Raw genomic sequence first — 19,518 nt, forward strand, 5'->3', positions numbered from 1 at the left:
AAAAGTTTAATAGAGATTTCCGTGTTATTAGTAGATGGGAAGCAACAAGTCAAATTTGCTCTAAATGTGGATACAAATGGGGCAAACTTGATTTAAAAATTCGGTCGGTTAAGTGTTTAAATTGCGGCACTGAACACGACCGAGATGAAAATGCTGCTAAAAATATAAATAAAGCCGGGATAGGTCATTGCCACGGCTCTAAACGGGCGCTGAGACAGAGTAAGACTACCTCGGTAGCATCAGTCAGTGAAGCGTCAAGAATCACCTCGCCTTCAGGCAGGTGAGTATGTCAATCAGATAATTTTCTTGAGTAGTCAAACCCTGCTGTTTTTTATTGTCAATATCAGATTGATATTTTGTAGATTTTTGTATTCTTGCTGAGTTTCTAATAACTTCCTTTCCTTAAATCCTAGTTTAAATTTAATAATTTTCATGATTATTTATGAATAAAATTGAAAGTAGAGATGTTTCATGCAACATCCATACAAAAATTGATCACAAATATAGTAGGTTGGGTTGAGCGACAGCGTAACGCAAGTTCTAGGTTAGTAAAAGATTGATATTGGATTGATATTGGGCTGTTGTCAAGTATTGATCATGTTGGGTTTCGTTCCTCAACCCAACCTACTTTAATTTCCTATCTTCTTCTGCTACCAAAACCGGAAGAACGACGACTAGAAGAACGACCTCCACTACCAAAACTACTACCAGAATTGCGTTGGGTAGAGCTAGAATTACCAGAAGGTCTGAGGTTGCTACCACCAAAACCAGAACCGGAGGCTCTTCCGGTTGGGTTATTATTGGTTGTAGCGCGTCCTGAAGAGGAGTTTCTGATGTTTCCTGTGGTGCGGAAAGTAGTACGATTTCTTACTGCTGCGGGTGGTTCATTGTAGCGAGAACGATAATTAGCAACTGCTGAATCATAACTAGAACCATAACCACCATAACCGGTCATGACCCCACCGGGCTGATAAACGGGGGGAACATAGTATTGAGGTCTAAACAACATACTACCAATAGCTTGACCAGCGACGTTACCAGCTAAAGACGCAGCAAAAGGTGTCCAAAAGTTAGATTCTTGACGAACAATGACGGTTTCCTTTTGTCCGGTTTGGGGATTGGTTTTTGTCTCTGTGACATTATGGACGTACTCAAGTTTAAAGTCTTCTGTCAGATATAAAGCTGGCTGACCATTTTCTACTTTTAAGTAAGTTTTCTTACCGGCTTTGATTTCTTCCTCAGTTAATCTGGCCATTTGTAGCTTTTCTGTAGCAAAGCTTGGGGGGTTGTTGTTGAGTAAAAACAGAGTATACTCACCATTGGCATCGTTATATGTGCCTTGTTGTACTTGATACTGTCCATCATTTAACTTGGTGGGGGTAGCAGTTTGGCTAATACCCGGTTTTGCAGAATTAGCTTGGTTTTCACCTCCACAGGCTACAGTTGTTAAGCATAAAGTTAGGGCTAAACAAACAACTGTAAATTTACGCAGCATAGTCATAATCACGGTATTCATGTTTTGTGCGGATACTAATTACAGGTTAACAAATATAAGACTTAAGTAAGATTTAAGCTTCCCCGGTTTTCTAAACCGGGGATTTCTGAAGAGTCCACAAACGAACTTTCTTAGGCTGACTTAAACAACCTCTACTGATTCCGCTAAGATCAATTCCTAGCATCACCATTACTTTTCTCAAGATATTAGCAGCACCATTAGCATCTGCATTAATTTTGAATCCATCAGAAGTTTTATACACCCCACGACTAACTCGTTTCCCACTCGCTTTCCACCCCTCGGGTTTTTCACCGAATTTAGGCATATCATCACCGCCGAGAAACGATGATTGGGAAGTATATGATTCTTCTGTTTCCATAAAATCTATTCCGTATTGTTTACATAGTTGAGCAATACGGTCTTTTAATTTTGCTGTGGGAATTTGGACAAACTTCTGATTATTTTTAGCTCCTAAGTCAATACCATCTTTCTGTCCTTTATTCCATCCAAAAACAATAGTACCAATTTTGTTGTCAATGCAGTGGTTAACGACTATCCTTGCGGCTTTATTTACTGCATTACGCATTTGTCGGTTTCTTTTTTCGGTAATAGCAGTTAATCTATTAGTCCAAAATCCCTGCGGTTTATCGCTTTTAAGTTTAGCTACCGATTTGTTGTACCACTGATTTAAACTTTTTAAATGAAGTCCATCAACAATAAATGATGTTCCTAGACTAGAAACACAGGTTAACCAGTTGTTTAGCCCATGGTCAATCCCTAAAACATTTTTCTTGTCAACATCAGACCTTACTTCATTTACTTGATAGACAAATTCCGCATAAAATTGTCTATTTCTAGGCAGAATGTGTACTTCTCTGATTGATTTAAAGTCAAGATTGGATGGCATTGGCAGATAAAAACAATCCATGTTAAACCATGCTTTAACTTTTGTTCCCAAAGGAAATCTAATCATCCCATCAATTAACTTTAATGACCTGCTAGTAAAAGTAGCCACGGTCATCACGCTTTTACAGTAATTAGGTAATTTTGGTTTCTGGGAAACTTCACCTTTATTCGCAGTTTTAATTAACCCAATGTACGACTTGAAAGATTCAGATACACTGGCCAATATTTGTTGGGAAGTATCAGAATACAATGCCTGGTAATGAATGTTTTTCTGATAAGTTCCTAGTTGCTTGTGCAAATCTGCTCTATTAGGAATACAACCAGTTTTAAAATACATCTGTCTGGAATAGTAAACACCGCAATTTATCAGCCTTTTAGCTTGTGTACAGACGTATTCTAAAATTGCTATTGTTGATTTATCAGATTTAACGAGAACTTGCTGACATCCGTACATTGTTCGACCTTCAATGTTTGTTGATTTAAAAAGTATAACTGAGGTATGATTCACTTGTCAAAAGATATATCGAAGATCCGCATTACGGTTAACTGTCACGGCGAATAAATTCGCCGTTGGCACTTCCTCCACTGTCTAAAGCTAAGTGGCTTGCGTGCCTTTTTTGCGATTTTCTTGTGATTGACGAATTATTCTTTTGTAGGGGTAATTCATCAATTATCCCCACTTTCCTGATCTTTTCCCTAAGTCCTGAAATAATTTACAATGGGATCAATTCGGGGTAATATTCCAATAGCTGATCACTAGAAAGATCATCTCCTAACTGAGCGGGTGAAAAATGCACCTGGATAGCGCGGAGTTTATGTTTGTAGTGTAAATTAATTAAAGCCTTTAAAGCAGCTTTAAAGGCGGGAATATTAGCTAAGTCTGTTTCTAACTCTGGAATTTCTCCCTCTGTGGCGACTATAATCATAACAATGACGTTACGGGTTGCGGGAAGTGATAAGGGCTGGTTTGAGGAAGTAGAACTAAAATCAAGATTAGCACCATATCTTTGGGCTGAGTCTGTGAATAGTTCATTGACGTAATCTCCTGCGTCCCCTTCGTTCCAAAATACATCACCTTCATTAGCAGCAGACAGCCAATATTCATCATATTGTAGCAGGGTTTGGCAAAGTTGCGCCAATTCTTCTCCTAAAACTTCTATATCACCATCAGCGTCAATTGCTTCCCTTGCAGCCCGATTCAAAACGCCTAAAATTGGTGCTACGTCAGATCCCCCTAAATGCAAAAATAAACGACAGACAACATATCTAGTTTTACCTATCATCCGATTAAATGTATCACGCATTCTTTGTCTCCTGCTAATTTGAGTAGATTAGTAGATTTTGTAAAAGTTCAAAATTATTTCTTTTCTACCAAATAACTAATATATGAAAATTCTGTGCTATAATCCACAGTCGCATTCACATTAAGCATAAGATATTCTGATGGAATAGATATATGATCATTATCATTAATGAATGTTGTTTAAATATTGTTAACTTTGGGAATTGGAGTCAAGTATTGAAAGTATAAATTAAATTATACATATTTACATATTTACAGGTGACAATGAAAATTGGTATTTTAGGTTTAGGATTGATAGGTGGTTGTTTGGGTTTCGATTTACGTTCTCAAGGACACCATGTTTTAGGTGTGAGTCGTCGTGAATCAACTTGTGTCAGGGCTGTTGAAATCGGTAGTGTGGATCAAGCTTCTTTGGATTTAAGCCTATTAGCATCAGCCGAAGTTGTATTTATTTGCACCCCTATAGGATTAATAGTTCCCCAAATTAAAGAGTTAATTGGTCATTTACCTAAGACTACTATTATAACTGATGTTGGTTCAGTAAAAACACCTATAGTAAAGGCAATTTCCCCTTTGTGGGAGAATTTTATTGGTGGTCATCCTATGGCGGGAAAGACAGATTCAGGTATAGAATCAGCACAGCGGAATTTATTTGTCAATCGTCCTTATGTATTAACACCCATAGAGACTACAGCTAGTCATGTTGTGTCAATTGTAGAAGAAATTGTGCGATCGCTTGGTTCGGTTATCTACCATTGTCAACCAGAACAACATGATCAGGCTGTGAGTTGGATTTCCCATTTACCCGTGATAGTAAGTGCCTCCTTGATAGCAGCTTGTTTAAGTGAAACAGATCTAGAAATTGCCGAATTAGCCCAAAATTTCGCTAGTTCAGGGTTTCGGGATACGAGTAGGGTGGGGGGTGGAAATCCCGAATTAGGGGTCATGATGGCGCAATATAACCGCCAAGCATTATTAAATTCATTATATCAATACCGGGAAAATTTAGACGAATTTATTCATATAATTGAGGGGGAAAACTGGGAATTATTAGCAGAAAAGATTAAATTAAATCGCCAAGCACTTCACAACTTTCTAGAATAGGGGCTGCTGAAAAAGTTGTAGGTAAGCTGTTACGCAGCCAAATTGTACAATCCTAGTATTGCTGAATTTTGTGATGCGGGCATCATTCTCGCCATGAAGTGTTGCTGTACAAATTAAATGCGTTACAGCTTAATAGCGATGTCTGCATTAATTGAATGCTATCGCTAATTCAGGAAAAGAAAGGTCCAAAAATGCTGATTAAAACTTAGGTCAAAGCTGAAATGGCTATCGCTTCGTTAGTTGAGACAACCTGAGCATAGGCAAAGCCAAGGGCTGACATAAAAGCACAGTGAACTTCTAAAGCAGGTGTAATATGACCATAGAATTCAAGATTTCTAGCTGCACAAGCATCGTGAGCAACAATACAGTCGAAACCTAAATCATTTGCAGCACGAGTTGTCGCATCTATACAGATATTACTCATAGCCCCACAAATCACTAATCTTTCCACCCCAGCATTACGTAAATCATCAAGAAGAGTAGTCTGACGAAAACCGTTCGGGAACTCCTTGATAATAAGCTTTTCGTTTTCCTGGGGTTTCACAGATTCATGAATCTCAGCGCCATAGGTGTCAACAACAAAAAATGGTGCGTCAGGATTCTTGGCAATATGTTGAATATGAAAAATTAATTGCTTTCTCTCACGAAAGGCATTCAGAAGCCTTCCAGCATTAAAAGCTGCTATATCCATGCCGACAAGTTCCCATTTACCACCGGGAAAATAATCATTTTCAATGTCAACTAGAACTAGTGCTGTTTTCACGTCATTATCTCCTTAAAATTTGACGATAACTCTCTTTTAACACAGAACTTATCAATTATCTATCTTCGTTTCCATCGGCTGATGATATGATCCCAGATTTTATTTTTACCAGATGTCCTCACCTTAACCCAGCTAAATTCTATATGACATTAACTTACAACTTGTAGATTCTTTAATAGATGAAAATATTTTCTCACCTTTAAAGATATAGGAGTCATAGCTGAGTGTTACTTGTTCTTGAAAGCCTATTTTCCGAAATAGATTTTGAGATGCAATTCCAGTGAGTTCAGAAATAGCCACAGAAAAATAGTTCAGTTTGGCTAACCTTAAATTCTCCCTGATTAAATTCGTAGCAATTTTTTGATTTTTGTATTCATCTTTAACCCCTAATAAAAAAATATGTAAAGTTTGAAATAATTCCCAGTAATAATATTGATATTTATCAAAATAACTATATTTTAACTCCTGTGACAACTTCTGAATTGCTGCAAATTTATGACTGATTTCCTGAATATAAGGGGGAATAGTCATCAAATGTTCTGATATAACAAAACCAACAATAATTCCATTATCTTCCGTCGCAACAATAGAAAGTCTATCCACAATTGCTTTCCTCAAATAAGCTTCAGCTAATTGTCGAAATTCTTGATAATTTATCTGCAAACTTTTAGTTATCGGTTCATTATTCACAAATAAATTAGAGCATAAATCAACAGTTTGTTCAAAGTCCTGTGATTCAATAATGCGGAATTTTACCATTTTTTTACCATTTATAGATTATCAATAATTTCAGTATTTACAACACAAATCATTAAGGCTAAATAGCAAGGCTTGAAAAACCCAAATATTTAGCAATTTAAGTTTTATATTGTGGGCATATTTGCCCACAACCTATGTACAATCAGATGTAATTTAGCTCATTTAATCATTACATCTGTCTCTGATTATGTCATTTGATATGACTGACAAACCAGAAATACTAGTAGCAGAGATTAGTATTGTCCTGCGGACAGATCAATTACTTTCAAAGAGGGCTTTTCCTGAGTATGCAAATACAATTTCTCCTTTTTGCCTTCCTGCTCCAGTTCAAGGACAAATCTGTAATTATAAACACCAGGCTTTAAAGTGCTTAATACCGCTCCTGCCCAATAATAATAAACTGGGCAATAACGATGACGCATCATATCTGGACCTCCATAAACCTTCAACTCAGTGCAGATTTTGGTTTCAGAAAATTCCTCAGCGTCGCCTTCTTGTTGACTGTCTAGGAAAACAATGTTATTAATTTTTGGCATAGGTGGCCATGTTCCATCTGGTTTCTTTTCCATATCCATAGGATAGATAATCCAATTCAGAACCTGCCCTGGTTTACAGACAGTTTGTAAATGATCTGTTCCCTGTCCTTGCCCCCCGACGCTGTTGTCCATCATGTACAGGGTGTTTTTTAGGCTTCCCGTTCTCACAGCTTTATGAACGTCTATGACAGTGACTATATTCAGTTGCACTGAATTTAGCTGTCCAGGATTTTGCTTCTTGAAAGTAGACTTATCTGACATGGTTTTCCTCTTGCTTAGTTAAATTGTGATTCTTGGCAGTTTAGGCATCTTGACCCACAAGATAGAGAGGGGAAGCGGTGGCTATAGATTCTGCCCGAGTTCCCACGTTAAATTTGATGGTGTAGGGAACTAATTGCACATTCTCTTTCACCGTACCAGACCAGTAGGAGACATCAGTACCTTCATAAACCTTCTTTTCTGGTTCACAGTATTTCTTGTCAATGATGATTTCATCAATGGCAGCATAGGCTTCACATTCTAAGAATGTCACTGTCCAAACCAATACATCTCCTGCTGACACGATGGTTTTTAAACTTTCTGTACCATGGCCTGTAGAACCAGACGCTTTTTCGGTGTCTGTAAAATAGACTTGTCCGCTCAAGGAATCAGTTGCCAATGCTCCCACAACATCTATTACACTGGCGATCGTTATTGTTTTTGCCATAATCTGTCTTCCATTTTTTGAAATTGCGTTTGAAAATCAAGCATTTGACTAGGCTTTAGGGATTGGTAGGTATCCAATACCTGCATTTGTAAACCCATTTTTCTTGGGATCATTAGAAATCTTGATATAAGCATCATGGGTAAAATCTACTGGTACCCAAGCCCATGCTTGATTCTCACGAGATAGTTTGTACAACTGTATATGCATTGTGTAAGCATAGGTTCCTGGTCTAGATGTATCCACAGATGCAGCCCAGTACCAGCCATCTGTCACCATATCAGGAGAGCCATAGGCAGCAGGATAAATGATATTTTTATCAACTGCTTCGCCGGTGATGTTTGTAATGATGGGATTGAGAGAATTGATTTCGGGAATTTTCCCATCCACCTCAGTCACAAGGTTTCCTGTGACATCCATAATTTTTTGCCCAAGATGGCCAATGTCCTGACTAACATCACTATTTCTACTCTGAACTTGAGTCTTGACACCGACAGCTTTCGAGATCCTTTGTAGTTCCTCGACGACATCAGAGATATTTTGAGATTCGTCAGCACTAGCACCGGTCAGTCTATCTGCAAGGGCTTGTATCTCTTCAAGTGCCTTGAGATCGCTATTTTTCGACTTGTCTGATAGAAAGCTCTTGGGCAAGGTAGGGGGCAAAGAACCAACTCCATAGGGCAGCCAGTTCAAAACCTGCTCATTAGCTTGAGAACCATCACAGTAACTAGTGCCATTAATTGCAGAAATTAATTTGCCAGTGCCTAAACCTTCAGACCCCTGCAATTTCATGTTGTCGAACAGGTAAGTATTACCTTCCAAAGTGTTGGCTTCTATGGCCGCTGCCACATCAATCAACAATATTATTCCCAAATGTTGGCTCATAAAGATTCCTTTTTCTCTGAGTTTAAGTTTGTTTTCACTCTTCAACGCTTAGTTTCAACCGTCCATAAAGTCCTATCTTTACAGGGGTTTTTGTTGTTTTTTATCAAGCTGAGGTTAAATGCACTTCAAAGCAGGAGTATCTACATACATCAGACAGTTCTTGCCTTCATACATTTGCAACTCAAATCTATAGCGATAATCTACGCCAGGTACAAGATAGTATGGGACAATGCCAGACCAAACATTCAAATGCAGCTTATCGCTTTCCAGTTTTGTAGGGTCATCTGGAAGCGGTTCAACACTAGTACCATCTTGGTTAAGAAAGGTAATCTTTCTGATAGCTACTGGTGTCTGCAAATCAAGAGCTAAAATTGTCCACTGGATAATTTGTCCTGGGTGGCACAAGGTGACTAAATTGGTTGTTCCCTGATTGAGACTACCCAGAGGGCTATTGTCCATCATGCAAAGATTACCATTTAACAGCGTTCCACCCGAAAGTGATTCAATGACATCAACAACACAAAATATGCTGATCTTTGACTCCATAATTTTCCTCGTTATTTTACTTGAAAAAAAACAGTCGTTGACACCCCCCTCAAGTGAGAGGATTCTTGTTGAACAAAGCTAACCTGAAAAAGTTAAGGATTTGCCATTTACAAGCCTACTAGAATAATTAATCTAGGGTTCGGGCATGACATTCCCTACCTTATTATCCATATCCTGAGTCACATCAGGATATAGCTGACTTTAGAAAATATCTCTGATTAAAGGTACTTTACCTACTGGAGTCCTATAAATCTCTTCCGACCACTTTTTCACAAGTTTTATTTCAAACTTATACCCACTCTTTTCAGTGTAATATACATTAGCTTCTCCTATATTAAAAATAGATAAAGAGTGCATTAAAGATTGAATAAATAAACGCCTGATTCCTTCAATTCCCAGCATATTATCCATTCTGATAAACAAGGTTTTGATATCATCTACCGCAGCGATTAACTGCAAGGTCTTCGTTGTGCGATGGTTAACAAACTGCATTTCATGAGCTAGTGCTTCCAAGTCAAAAATACCAGCTGCCTTCAATTCATGACAGAGAGAAGCGTAAACTTGGGGAGCAGAATATTGTGTGTCGTTAATGTGAATAATATCTCCACTGCGACCTAAAAACTCAAATTGTTGGGTTTTTAATTCTGGTTTATCTATATTGGGACGACGTATCACCTTATCCCCCGATTTAAACCTCAGAAATGGTGCTTCATGGCCATGAAGTCGCGTCACAACCAATTCACCCTCCTCTCCGACTTTAACCCAACGCCCCTCACTATCCACAATCTCAACCAAATGTAACCCGGGAACGGTAGCCAAATAAGGAACTTCATGGCGCAACTGTAAGCCAATAGCTTCATTTTGAACTGTAGCAAAGTAACTCAAAATTTCCAGATTAGGATAAAGCTCTTTTAACTCAAGTTGTTTGCGATATGGTAATACTCCACTACCATACATTGCTACACGGAAACTTTTCCTAGCTTCTTCATGTAAACCAATACCAAGGTCACTCAGGATTGCTATACCTGCGGAAATTGCCATAATTGCCTTTGGACCGGGATAAGACATAATGTGGTGATAAACTTCCCTCATCACCGGACCTGCACCAAGATAGTTAATTCCGGGTATATTCTGTAAAACACCCCCAACCATTGTCCCGCTACTCCACATTTGAAAATCCGCTAAGGTGGTAGCAACCCACTTAGGATCATCCCCTGCTAGGTAATCAGCTAACATATGTTCGCCGATGAATTTACCAGCAATCTTGTAAGTATCTTGTAATTCTCGCAATGAGTAAACCATTTCCACTGGTAAACCAGTTGTAGTTCCACCACTGGCAACAATTTCAAAACCGCCATAACTTAAAGGAACAACTAAACCTGGTCTTGACCATGAGAACAACTCACCCATGGTGGTCTTATCAGAAATCGGTAATTGTTGCCATTCTTCAAAATTGCGGGGAGCTTTTTTTAAGCCTGACCTCTCAATCATATCTTTCCAAATAGGATTGAGCATGAGAGTATTTGTCATTTGCTGTAAACGCCGCAATACTAAAGCATTTTGAATTGTCTCTTCAAGTCCACTATATTCCGTCTCTAATAAACTTTCACATTTTTTGATTTTCTCAAAAAATGAAGGCAGTTTAACTACTTGATCAACTGATTTTGGTTCTAATTCATCAAGTGGAATTAATTTATCAATTAATTCTTCACTAGAAGTAGATACTTTCTGAGTTTCAGTATTCATGATCATTCCCCTCTCTTGATATTCTAACACTTTTTGTTCCCCTGCTCATAAAAGAATATAAAAGCAGCTTTTTGGCTGATTTCAGCCTAATTATTGAAACTAAAAATTTGTAGCTTTTTAAAATAGTCGCCTTTTAACTAAGTTCCGCTAATTAATTCCAGTCCAATTTTTCTAATTTCATCTAGTAACTCATGAAAGTGATGAGTATTAATTCTGTGATTCATGAAAACGACACGCAAAGAGTTAATTCCATCAATTTCTACCTTGGAGATGAAGAATTTCCCTCCTTCCCTAATTCTATTTCTAATTGCTAACTGAAAATCAGACAAGAGATTATCGCTCACATTGGAGGGTACATATCGGAAACAAAGGATATTCACCTCCGGTTGATGAATGGTCTGGAAATCTGGCTCGTGTTTGAGTATTTGATAGGCTTCCTGAGTCAACTGACACAAATACTCAATCTTATCAGCAAATATTTCCTTTCCATAAAGCGCCCATAATACCCACAAGTTCATGATTAGCGGTCTTTTAGTGCATTCAAAATTCTGTTCTGCACTATCGAATTGAGTATAGATATCAGGAACTTTTTCAAAGACATAACTAGCGTTCTGACGAAATGCGCCATAGCTCTTTTCCTTATTCTTATAGAAAAGAAGGGTACACACCCCAGGTAAAAACATCATTTTGTGAGCGTCCAAGACAAAGGAATCTGCCTTTTCAATTCCTTTTAATTTGTGACGCAACTGGTCAGAAACCAGCAAACTAGCACCATGAGCGCCGTCAATATGAAGCCAGATATTTTTCTCTTTGGTAATTTGTGCTAATTGATCAATTGAATCAAAAGCACCTACGGAAGTAGTTCCTGCTGAAGCCACCAAACAGAAAATCTTTAGCCCCCGTTTCTCTGCTGCTTCTAGGGTAGGACCTACCTGGTCTATACAAATTTGTTTTTTCTGATTAATTGGTAAACGGATAATTTGATTTTCTCCGATTCCCATAATCCCCGCAGCCCGACAAACGCCATAATGTGCATCTTCACTCACAGCAATGGCCGGACGATATTGATCCCCCAATGCAGAAATCCCTTCTGACCAAATCTGGGGAAATTTTTCGTTTCTAGCTGCTAAAAGAGCGGTTAAATTACCCAATGTCCCCCCGGAGGTGGTCACCATGGCAAAACTATCGGGACTCCAACCAATAAATTGGTTAAACTCATCGGCCATAATCCGCTCAACTACGTTCGGTAACTGCCCCGCTTCATAGAAGGAGGACGGTTGACTGACTATGGAACTAATTAAATCAATCAGACCAGCTAAGGGAATTACACCCGAAAATTGTCGCCCCATGTAACCGGGTGAGTACACTTGTATTCCAGTTTTAATATATAAGTCAATAATTGCTTCTAGCTTTTCCTGATTGCATAAAGCCCTATCCTTCTGTCCCTGATTCATGATCTCTTTTGCTGTTTGGGACAAGTCATAAGGATTACTCAGTGCCAGTCCTCTGATTGATGAGTCGGCTAAGTATTTTTCTAATTTGGATACAACAATCTCAGCACTTTCCCGAAACAATTGATCATCAAAAACACCCTCCTTGGTGATCAAGCTCTCGGTATCTGTATCTATATACGGCATAACTATTCTAGTCCTAACCCTAGTCTTTTTATGGGTAATGAATTTTTTTTGAGTATTTTTAGTAACCCTTTTGTAACTTACATGACAATTGTCAACTTGTCAATCATATTTACCAAATATTTCATTAAATAAATGTAAATATAGTCACTAATGCAAGATATCAGATGTAAAAAAGCTAACTAATGCTCAGTGGCTACTAAACTTTTTTTACGGTTTAGATTTAAGCGGTTAAGAGTCCGTGACAAGCTTAATACACTTACCTCATACGATATATAAAAAATAGCAGTCTTTTCTAAAAAGAAGATTAAATTATGGGAATTTACCTAAATATAAACTTTGATTACAAAATATAGACAAAAACTACCACCCTATGATTTGGCTACCATCAATAATACTCAGCAACCGTAATCAAAAGATCCCCGACTTCTTTAAGAAGTCGGGGATCTATATCCTGAACATGATTACAAATGCAGTTGATGAAGCAAATGATGAGTCACAGGTAAACTGTCTACCACCATCCCTAAACACAACAGCATCATGTAGGAAATGGAGTATAAAAATAACTCCCGCGCTATGGTTTTATCTTCGGGATTTTGCAATAAACGCCAAGACTTATGGACAAATATACCGCCTAAAGTCAAGGCAATAACAGCATAGACAATACCACTAGCGTGTAAGGGATAAAACAGCAATATAGTAGCAGTAACAGTAATTACCGTATAAAACCAAATTTGTCGTACCGTGGCTTGATCCCCTGCCACCACAGGTAACATTGGTATCCCTACCTTAGCGTAATCATCACGAATCATTAAAGCCAAAGCCCAGAAATGGGGAGGTGTCCACAAAAAGACAATGGCAAAAATTAACCAAGCTGCCCAACTTAAAGTATCTGTCACCGCAGCCCAGCCAACTAAAGCGGGAATTGCCCCGGCAGCACCACCAATGACGATATTTTGAGTGCTATGACGTTTGAGCCAGTGAGTATAGACTAAAACATAAAAGATGATGCCAGAGAAGGCTAAAAATGCGGCTAGGAGATTAGCAAATATTGTGAGGAGCGTAAAAGAAAGTACAGCCAGAACGATAGCAAAAATTAAAGCATCACGGGGTTGTACCTTACCAGAAGGCAGAGGACGGTGGCGTGTGCGCTCCATATCATAATCTATATCTCGGTCATAGATACAGTTAATGGTTTGGGCGCTGGCTGCGGCCAAAGTCCCACCAATCATGGTAATAATTAACAACCAAGGATCTACCTCTCCCTGGGCAGCTATCCACATACTTCCAGCAGTAGTGATTAATAGCAGGGGGATAATTCGGGGTTTGGTTAACTGGTAGTAACTGTGAACGACTTGGAGAAATGTGTCGTGCTGACGACGAGAGACATTAGTCTCAATCATGTTGGGCTTTTTCCTTATTTTTCAAGAACTGGTCAGCAAACCGCTTTTTGGTAGAAATATGAAGATGTGGCTTTATGGATTTGGGCTGTGAGTGGGAGTGAATGAATCCCGCAGTGATAAAACTGTAAATACCACCAAAGTACCGAGTAAAGTTGCACCAATAGCTTGGTGAGAAACAGTGAGAGGTTCAACTTGTAAATGTAAGCGGAAGGTAGCCACACCCAATAAAAGTTGTAAAATCAATAAACCACCCGCCATATTGGCCAGTTTCCGTAAAACAGGATGTAGTGCTGGTGTGCGCCAAGAAGTTAACACCACCGCCAAAGTAGCTAGAGTTGGGGGTAATAAGCCAAAAATATGACTGTACATGACATTACAAAGTTGTTCACCTGCCAAACACTGGTGTAAAGCCCAGCGAGAACCCACTAAAGCACCCAGTAGACTTTGTAAGTAGACACAAATGGCAGCAGTTAAACTCAGTATGGGTAATTTACCCACTGTTCCCGTTCCTTGATAAGAGGCCAGACTTGTACCGATAATTAACAAAGTGGTGAAAAATAGCAGTGCTGTTCCCAAATGGGCAGTAACGATATCAAACCGCAACAATTCAGTTACAGTCAGTCCTCCCAAAATCCCTTGCAAGACAATTAAAAATAAGGCGAATGTAGAAGCCCAAGGTAGCCACTTGGGTAAAGAAAGACGATGCCACCAAGATAAACTACAAAGGGCGATCGCACTAAAGCCAATTAAAGCCGCATCTAGACGATGAAACCATTCCAAAAACACCTGGAGATTCATTTGCTGGGCTGGAACTAACTCCCCATAGCATAAAGGCCAGTCAGGACAAGCAAGTCCAGCATTCATGACGCGGGTGGCGCTGCCTATAGCCATCAAAATTAAGGTGGCTATGCAGATTTTCCACACCAAGCGACGAATCATATCCTGGGGCTGTTGTCTAACTTTTGCCGCTTGATTTTGTGGTTCTAAGACAAATTCGTTCATTAACAATACCTTGAGACTGCTTGTGCTGTGAAGGGTGGGAAATTTCGTATTTTGATTTAGTGCCAATCTCCATTCACCCTAACCTACAGGTCAGAATGTAGAAATCGGCTTTCCCTTATACTTTGGATCACTTTAGCTAGTTTTAGCTGTAAGATTTTGTGCTGTTTTGCAGATAGGAACAGGGAAGGAGGGGGAAAAAAGTTAGGATTCAACCGGATAGAAACATTGATAAATGGGAATTTATGGGAATTTTTCGGCTAAATTGCCATTTAATCTGGGGACGGATAACTTATCTCCCTTGTACTCAAAATTGTGATCCTAATCCAAAAAATTAATAAAGATTTCGGACCAGCGCATACTATATCTCATACCCTGCATTACCTTAGTAAGTGGGGTCACTTTTGTCAGTGAACAAAACCTACGCCAAATATCTCCCAAAGCCTCTCTCTTTCGTGATCTTCGCGTCTTTGTGGTTCATTAGGGCGCGGTGCGTAACTCAAGGTTGAAGTAACTTGAAGATAAATTAGTTAATTGATAAAAAATCCGCCATGAAAATTCCAAGTACAATCTGGACATTACTCATTGGCATTGTCCTCACCCTCACAAGTCTCTGGTACGGTCAAAATCACGGTCTGTTGCCTACAGCGGCCTCCGATGAAGCCCCCTTGGTAGATGGTCTATTCAATGCCATGATGACTGTTTCTACAGGCATATTTTTGATTGTTGAAGGTGTTTTAATTTACGCCGTTGTTAGATATCGTCGTCGTGCTGGTGACAATGAAGATGGTCCAGCAATTGAAGGTAATGTGCCTCTGGAAATCCTCTGGACTGCGATCCCCGCAATTATCGTTATCGGTATTTCTGTCTACAGTTTTGATGTATACAGTAACATGGGCGGCTTTGATCCCCATTCAGCCCATGCAGCACCCATGATGGAAGAATCCATGAATATGCCGGGAACGGCTATGGCCGCTACCTTAAAGGAAGCATCTGTACAAGTAGCACAATTAGATAATAATTCCGATACCGTTACTAAACCAGCGGAATTAGTTGTCAATGTGACTGGACTCCAATATGCTTGGTTATTCACCTATCCAGCCACGGAAGTGACAACCGGTGAACTTCATTTACCCATTGGTAAAACCGTAGAAATTAACTTGACAGCTAATGATGTCATCCACGCGTTTTGGATTCCCGAATTTCGGCTTAAACAGGATGCTATTCCTGGTAGACAAACAAATTTGCGTTTTACTCCCTCAAAAACAGGTGAATATAATTTAATTTGTGCTGAATTGTGTGGACCTTATCACGGGGTCATGAAAAGCCCAGTAGTAGTTGAGACACAAGAGGCTTTTGATCAATGGATGCAAGAACAATTAATTGCAAGTAAGGATATACCCAATCAAACGATGGCTATGAACGCTGATAAATTCCTTTCTCCTTATATTCAGGATATGGGCATTAATTCAGAAATTTTGCATCAAATTAAGTAGGGAATTACAAAATACAGCGAATATAATTCATGGCTACACAAACAAAGTCCACTTGCGTGGACTAATGAAAAATTAAGTAATTTAAACCACGCATCATCTGGGTTTGGACTGTGTAGAAGTGGTTTTCATCGCCCATTTAACTTCTTTAAAATATGACACAAGCACAATTAGAAGAAACCGATTACAACCACAATCATACTGAAGAACATAAAGAAAGGCATTGGCGAGATTTTTTTGGTTTTAGTACAGATCATAAGGTGATTGGGATTCAATACTTAGTCACTTCGTTTATTTTTTACTGCATTGGTGGCGTAATGGCTGATTTAGTGCGGACAGAATTACGCACTCCAGAAGTAGATTTTGTCACACCAGAAATCTATAACAGCCTGTTTACACTCCATGCCACAATCATGATTTTCCTGTGGATTGTGCCAACGGGAGCGGGATTTGCTAACTATTTAATTCCGCTGATGATTGGGGCCAGAGATATGGCATTTCCTCGCCTCAATGCTGTGGCTTTTTGGATGGTTCCCCCCGCAGGTATCCTACTAATTGCTAGTTTAGCCGTAGGTGATGCCCCTGATGCCGGTTGGACTTCCTACCCCCCCCTGAGTTTGGTAACGGGCCAGGTGGGTGAGGGTATTTGGATTATGAGTGTGTTGCTTTTGGGAACTTCTTCCATTTTGGGGGCGATTAATTTTCTCGTCACTCTTGTGAAAATGCGAGTTCCTAGCATGGGTATCTATCAAATGCCCTTATTTTGTTGGGCAATGGTGGCAACTTCTGCACTAGTATTAATATCTACGCCCGTATTAGCGGCAGCTTTGATTTTACTGGGTTTTGATTTGTTGGCCGGAACAACGTTTTTTAACCCCAGTGGCGGGGGTGATCCTGTTGTTTATCAACATATGTTCTGGTTCTATTCCCACCCAGCAGTTTACATCATGATTTTGCCTTTCTTTGGGGCAATTTCGGAAATTCTGCCAATTCACGCCCGAAAACCGATTTTTGGCTATAAAGCGATCGCTTTCTCATCCCTAGCTATCAGTTTCTTAGGTTTAATCGTCTGGGCGCACCATATGTTTACCAGCGGTGTCCCTGGTTGGCTACGGATGTTTTTTATGATCACTACCATGATCATCGCTGTACCCACTGGGATTAAAATTTTCGGTTGGTTGGCAACTATCTGGGGTGGTAAAATCCGCTTCACTAGCGCCATGTTATTTGCCATTGGCTTTTTAGCAACTTTTGTGATTGGTGGTATTAGCGGTGTGATGTTGGCCGCAGTTCCTTTTGATATTCACGTTCACGATACTTACTTTGTAGTGGCACATCTCCACTATGTCTTATTCGGTGGTAGTGTGTTAGGCATTTTCGCGGCCATTTACCACTGGTTCCCGAAAATGACGGGACGGAAAATGAATGAATTTTGGGGTCAAGTCCATTTCGCTTTAACCATGGTTGGTCTCAACATGACTTTCTTACCCATGCACAAACTAGGATTAATGGGTATGAACCGTCGTATTGCTGAATATGATCCTAAATTCACCGCTTTGAATGAAATCTGCACCTGGGGATCTTATATATTGGCCGTCTCCACCTTACCATTTATCATTAATGCCGTTTGGTGTTGGTTCTATGGCGAAAAAGCTGGTAATAATCCCTGGCAAGCATTAACTTTAGAATGGATGACTAGTTCCCCTCCTAGTATTGAGAATTTTGAAACTCTACCAGTTTTGACTACTGGCCCTTATGATTATGGGGTGAGTAAGGAACGAGTTGAAGTTGAACCCGTGTTAACTCCCCAAATTGAATCAGCACTTTAAAGAGAAAATTTGGCGTTGCTAAATAAAGGAATTTTTTCTCCCAGAGGCGCAAAGGTGCGGCGGGTAAGAAATAGGGTCTTTTGATTTACCTGAGTTCAGCAACGCTAAAAACTTTTAACCCATTACCCATTACCAATTACCCATTACCAATTAAATAATTTATGCAAAGTCAAATTATTGACGCGACTAATACTGAGTTAAATCATCATCAATCAGTTTCTGGTCACGAAGCACACCCAGATCATCGTTTGTTTGGTCTGTTTATGTTTTTGGTGGCTGAGGGTATGATTTTTATGGGTTTGTTTGGTGCATACCTAACTTACCGTTCTACTATTCCTGTCTGGCCACCAGCGGGAACTCCAGAGTTGGAATTGTTGTTACCCACTGTGAATACTTCTATTTTGATAGCTAGTAGTTTTGTTATGCACAATGCTGATACTGCTATTAAAAAGAACGATACTAAAGGAATGCGGCTGTGGTTGGCAATTACGGCACTTATGGGCGCTGTTTTTTTAGCGGGTCAGGTTTATGAATATACTCATTTAGAGTTCGGTCTGACTACTAATTTATTCGCTAGTGCCTTTTATGTTTTAACCGGTTTTCACGGTTTGCACGTTACTATCGGTGTTTTGGCAATTGTAGCAGTTTTGTGGCGATCGCTTACTCCAGGACATTACAGTAATAAAAATCACTTTGGCATTGAAGCGGCGGAAATTTACTGGCACTTTGTAGATGTAATTTGGATTGTTTTATTCGGGTTACTCTATTTACTCTAGGTATTTATTACTTAGTTGTTCACTCCACTTGAATAACCCACAGTCCCCCCCTTGGGGGTTTTTTTATTTGTACTGGTGAATAAGTATATATTATTATATATTATATATTTTGTTGGGTTTCCTTGGGTCAACCCAGCCTACAAACTGGATTAAAAATTTAAAACAAATGAACTCACAGAAACTACAACCCAGGGAATCATTAAATAAAGCATTTCTGAAAATCAATCCTTTTAGAAAGGATATTGAAACTTTTAAAAAACATCTAAAAAACCTAATTGCAAAAATTAACGAATCTGAATCAGAGGAATTTCATAAAAACCTGATTGCTGACTTTTTAAAGAACACATATTACAGTTCTAATCACTTTATTAATACTCAAGGACGAAATGACCTGGTTATTCATAATGGTCAAGACCCTAAAACCAGTGTTGGTGTAATTTTAGAAGTTAAAAAATTAGAAGTTAAAAAGCCAACAAATAAAAGCGAAATGCTCAAAATTGATAATTTAAACACTAAAGCATTTCAGGAATTAGTTTTATATTTTCTCAGAGAACGTTTAACCGAAAAAAATCTAGAACTGAAATATTTAATAGCAACTAATATTTACGAATGGTTTATTTTTGATGCTCAAGATTTTG

At 39.0% G+C, this 19,518-nt stretch carries 19 protein-coding genes; 6 read left to right on the plus strand and 13 right to left on the minus strand.

The genetic code is table 11. From position 1 onward, the window contains the following. Nucleotides 1-284 (plus strand): zinc ribbon domain-containing protein (locus tag FFO06_RS18940; RefSeq protein WP_162501214.1); only part of this gene is annotated, 284 nt, incomplete at its 5' end. A 353-nt stretch (nucleotides 285-637) separates the two neighbouring features. Here the strand turns inward: FFO06_RS18940 and FFO06_RS18945 are convergent. The 3 genes from FFO06_RS18945 to FFO06_RS18955 form a co-directional block, all read right to left on the minus strand. Further along, entirely contained in the window at nucleotides 638-1,507 is an 870-nt protein-coding gene (locus FFO06_RS18945; protein WP_137909437.1) for a hypothetical protein, read from the minus strand. A gap of 79 nt (nucleotides 1,508-1,586) precedes the next feature. Next, nucleotides 1,587-2,855 carry an RNA-guided endonuclease InsQ/TnpB family protein gene (locus FFO06_RS18950; RefSeq protein WP_137909421.1) on the minus strand — a complete coding sequence of 423 codons (1,269 nt, stop codon included), beginning with the start codon at nucleotides 2,853-2,855 and terminating at the stop codon, nucleotides 1,587-1,589. A 259-nt stretch (nucleotides 2,856-3,114) separates the two neighbouring features. Continuing rightward, nucleotides 3,115-3,705 carry a DUF1517 domain-containing protein gene (locus FFO06_RS18955; RefSeq protein ID WP_137909422.1) on the minus strand — a complete coding sequence of 197 codons (591 nt, stop codon included), beginning with the start codon at nucleotides 3,703-3,705 and terminating at the stop codon, nucleotides 3,115-3,117. A gap of 263 nt (nucleotides 3,706-3,968) precedes the next feature. Between FFO06_RS18955 and FFO06_RS18960 the strand changes: the two genes are divergently transcribed. Beyond that, the gene (locus FFO06_RS18960) at nucleotides 3,969-4,808 is read left to right on the plus strand and encodes a prephenate/arogenate dehydrogenase (protein WP_137909423.1); all 840 of its coding nucleotides are present in this window, start codon (nucleotides 3,969-3,971) and stop codon (nucleotides 4,806-4,808) included. A gap of 205 nt (nucleotides 4,809-5,013) precedes the next feature. Here the strand turns inward: FFO06_RS18960 and FFO06_RS18965 are convergent, their stop codons facing one another. From FFO06_RS18965 to FFO06_RS19010, 10 genes are all read right to left on the minus strand, one after another. Then, nucleotides 5,014-5,571: a cysteine hydrolase family protein gene (locus tag FFO06_RS18965; RefSeq protein WP_137909424.1), complete on the minus strand. Its 558-nt coding sequence runs from the start codon at nucleotides 5,569-5,571 to the stop codon at nucleotides 5,014-5,016. A 132-nt stretch (nucleotides 5,572-5,703) separates the two neighbouring features. Then, a complete protein-coding gene (locus tag FFO06_RS18970) occupies nucleotides 5,704-6,330 on the minus strand; it encodes a GNAT family N-acetyltransferase (RefSeq protein ID WP_137909425.1) in 627 nt (208 codons plus the stop codon). Between the two features lie 233 nt (nucleotides 6,331-6,563). Further along, a complete protein-coding gene (locus FFO06_RS18975) occupies nucleotides 6,564-7,127 on the minus strand; it encodes a DUF8788 domain-containing protein (protein ID WP_137909426.1) in 564 nt (187 codons plus the stop codon). A 40-nt stretch (nucleotides 7,128-7,167) separates the two neighbouring features. Beyond that, the gene (locus FFO06_RS18980) at nucleotides 7,168-7,572 is read right to left on the minus strand and encodes a DUF8788 domain-containing protein (protein WP_137909427.1); all 405 of its coding nucleotides are present in this window, start codon (nucleotides 7,570-7,572) and stop codon (nucleotides 7,168-7,170) included. A gap of 48 nt (nucleotides 7,573-7,620) precedes the next feature. Beyond that, on the minus strand, nucleotides 7,621-8,454 hold the full coding sequence (locus FFO06_RS18985; protein WP_137909428.1) for a methyl-accepting chemotaxis protein: 834 nt from the start codon (nucleotides 8,452-8,454) through the stop codon (nucleotides 7,621-7,623). A 114-nt stretch (nucleotides 8,455-8,568) separates the two neighbouring features. Continuing rightward, nucleotides 8,569-9,000 carry a DUF8788 domain-containing protein gene (locus FFO06_RS18990; protein WP_137909429.1) on the minus strand — a complete coding sequence of 144 codons (432 nt, stop codon included), beginning with the start codon at nucleotides 8,998-9,000 and terminating at the stop codon, nucleotides 8,569-8,571. A 201-nt stretch (nucleotides 9,001-9,201) separates the two neighbouring features. Beyond that, nucleotides 9,202-10,746, minus strand: a complete 1,545-nt coding sequence (locus FFO06_RS18995; RefSeq protein WP_137909430.1) for a phenylacetate--CoA ligase family protein — start codon at nucleotides 10,744-10,746, stop codon at nucleotides 9,202-9,204. Nucleotides 10,747-10,883: 137 nt separating this feature from the next. Further along, nucleotides 10,884-12,383, minus strand: coding sequence for a pyridoxal phosphate-dependent decarboxylase family protein (locus tag FFO06_RS19000; protein ID WP_137909431.1), 1,500 nt, complete (start codon nucleotides 12,381-12,383; stop codon nucleotides 10,884-10,886). A 461-nt stretch (nucleotides 12,384-12,844) separates the two neighbouring features. After that, complete coding sequence (locus FFO06_RS19005) at nucleotides 12,845-13,783, minus strand: heme o synthase (protein WP_137909432.1); 939 nt, start codon at nucleotides 13,781-13,783, stop codon at nucleotides 12,845-12,847. A 72-nt stretch (nucleotides 13,784-13,855) separates the two neighbouring features. Next, nucleotides 13,856-14,785 carry a COX15/CtaA family protein gene (locus FFO06_RS19010; RefSeq protein ID WP_137909433.1) on the minus strand — a complete coding sequence of 310 codons (930 nt, stop codon included), beginning with the start codon at nucleotides 14,783-14,785 and terminating at the stop codon, nucleotides 13,856-13,858. A gap of 548 nt (nucleotides 14,786-15,333) precedes the next feature. On the opposite strand from FFO06_RS19010, the gene FFO06_RS19015 reads away from it, so the two are divergent. The 4 genes from FFO06_RS19015 to FFO06_RS19030 all read left to right on the plus strand — a co-directional run. Then, on the plus strand, nucleotides 15,334-16,278 hold the full coding sequence (locus FFO06_RS19015; RefSeq protein WP_137909434.1) for a cytochrome c oxidase subunit II: 945 nt from the start codon (nucleotides 15,334-15,336) through the stop codon (nucleotides 16,276-16,278). Nucleotides 16,279-16,430: 152 nt separating this feature from the next. Further along, nucleotides 16,431-18,104 (plus strand): cytochrome c oxidase subunit I, encoded by a 1,674-nt coding sequence (gene ctaD, locus FFO06_RS19020; RefSeq protein ID WP_137909435.1) that lies wholly within the window; start codon nucleotides 16,431-16,433, stop codon nucleotides 18,102-18,104. Between the two features lie 161 nt (nucleotides 18,105-18,265). After that, the gene (locus tag FFO06_RS19025) at nucleotides 18,266-18,880 is read left to right on the plus strand and encodes a cytochrome c oxidase subunit 3 (protein WP_137909436.1); all 615 of its coding nucleotides are present in this window, start codon (nucleotides 18,266-18,268) and stop codon (nucleotides 18,878-18,880) included. 166 nt (nucleotides 18,881-19,046) lie between these two features. Beyond that, nucleotides 19,047-19,518, plus strand: a 472-nt coding sequence (locus tag FFO06_RS19030; protein WP_442341973.1) for a DUF7149 domain-containing protein, incomplete at its 3' end; no start/stop codon positions are given.

This window comes from Dolichospermum planctonicum (genome assembly GCF_005402965.1).
Lineage (GTDB): Bacteria > Cyanobacteriota > Cyanobacteriia > Cyanobacteriales > Nostocaceae > Dolichospermum > Dolichospermum planctonicum.

Excerpts from the sequence above, each read along its gene's own strand:
- FFO06_RS18975 (WP_137909426.1), bottom strand. The coding sequence starts at position 7,127 with ATGTCAGATAAGTCTACTTTCAAGAAGCAAAATCCTGGACAGCTAAAT.
- FFO06_RS18985 (WP_137909428.1), bottom strand. The coding sequence starts at position 8,454 with ATGAGCCAACATTTGGGAATAATATTGTTGATTGATGTGGCAGCGGCC.
- FFO06_RS18970 (WP_137909425.1), bottom strand. The coding sequence starts at position 6,330 with ATGGTAAAATTCCGCATTATTGAATCACAGGACTTTGAACAAACTGTT.
- FFO06_RS19000 (WP_137909431.1), bottom strand. The coding sequence starts at position 12,383 with ATGCCGTATATAGATACAGATACCGAGAGCTTGATCACCAAGGAGGGT.
- FFO06_RS19025 (WP_137909436.1), top strand. The coding sequence starts at position 18,266 with ATGCAAAGTCAAATTATTGACGCGACTAATACTGAGTTAAATCATCAT.
- FFO06_RS18990 (WP_137909429.1), bottom strand. The coding sequence starts at position 9,000 with ATGGAGTCAAAGATCAGCATATTTTGTGTTGTTGATGTCATTGAATCA.
- FFO06_RS19010 (WP_137909433.1), bottom strand. The coding sequence starts at position 14,785 with ATGAACGAATTTGTCTTAGAACCACAAAATCAAGCGGCAAAAGTTAGA.
- FFO06_RS18995 (WP_137909430.1), bottom strand. The coding sequence starts at position 10,746 with ATGAATACTGAAACTCAGAAAGTATCTACTTCTAGTGAAGAATTAATT.
- FFO06_RS19005 (WP_137909432.1), bottom strand. The coding sequence starts at position 13,783 with ATGATTGAGACTAATGTCTCTCGTCGTCAGCACGACACATTTCTCCAA.
- ctaD (WP_137909435.1), top strand. The coding sequence starts at position 16,431 with ATGACACAAGCACAATTAGAAGAAACCGATTACAACCACAATCATACT.
- FFO06_RS18980 (WP_137909427.1), bottom strand. The coding sequence starts at position 7,572 with ATGGCAAAAACAATAACGATCGCCAGTGTAATAGATGTTGTGGGAGCA.
- FFO06_RS18960 (WP_137909423.1), top strand. The coding sequence starts at position 3,969 with ATGAAAATTGGTATTTTAGGTTTAGGATTGATAGGTGGTTGTTTGGGT.
- FFO06_RS19015 (WP_137909434.1), top strand. The coding sequence starts at position 15,334 with ATGAAAATTCCAAGTACAATCTGGACATTACTCATTGGCATTGTCCTC.
- FFO06_RS18955 (WP_137909422.1), bottom strand. The coding sequence starts at position 3,705 with ATGCGTGATACATTTAATCGGATGATAGGTAAAACTAGATATGTTGTC.
- FFO06_RS18950 (WP_137909421.1), bottom strand. The coding sequence starts at position 2,855 with ATGTACGGATGTCAGCAAGTTCTCGTTAAATCTGATAAATCAACAATA.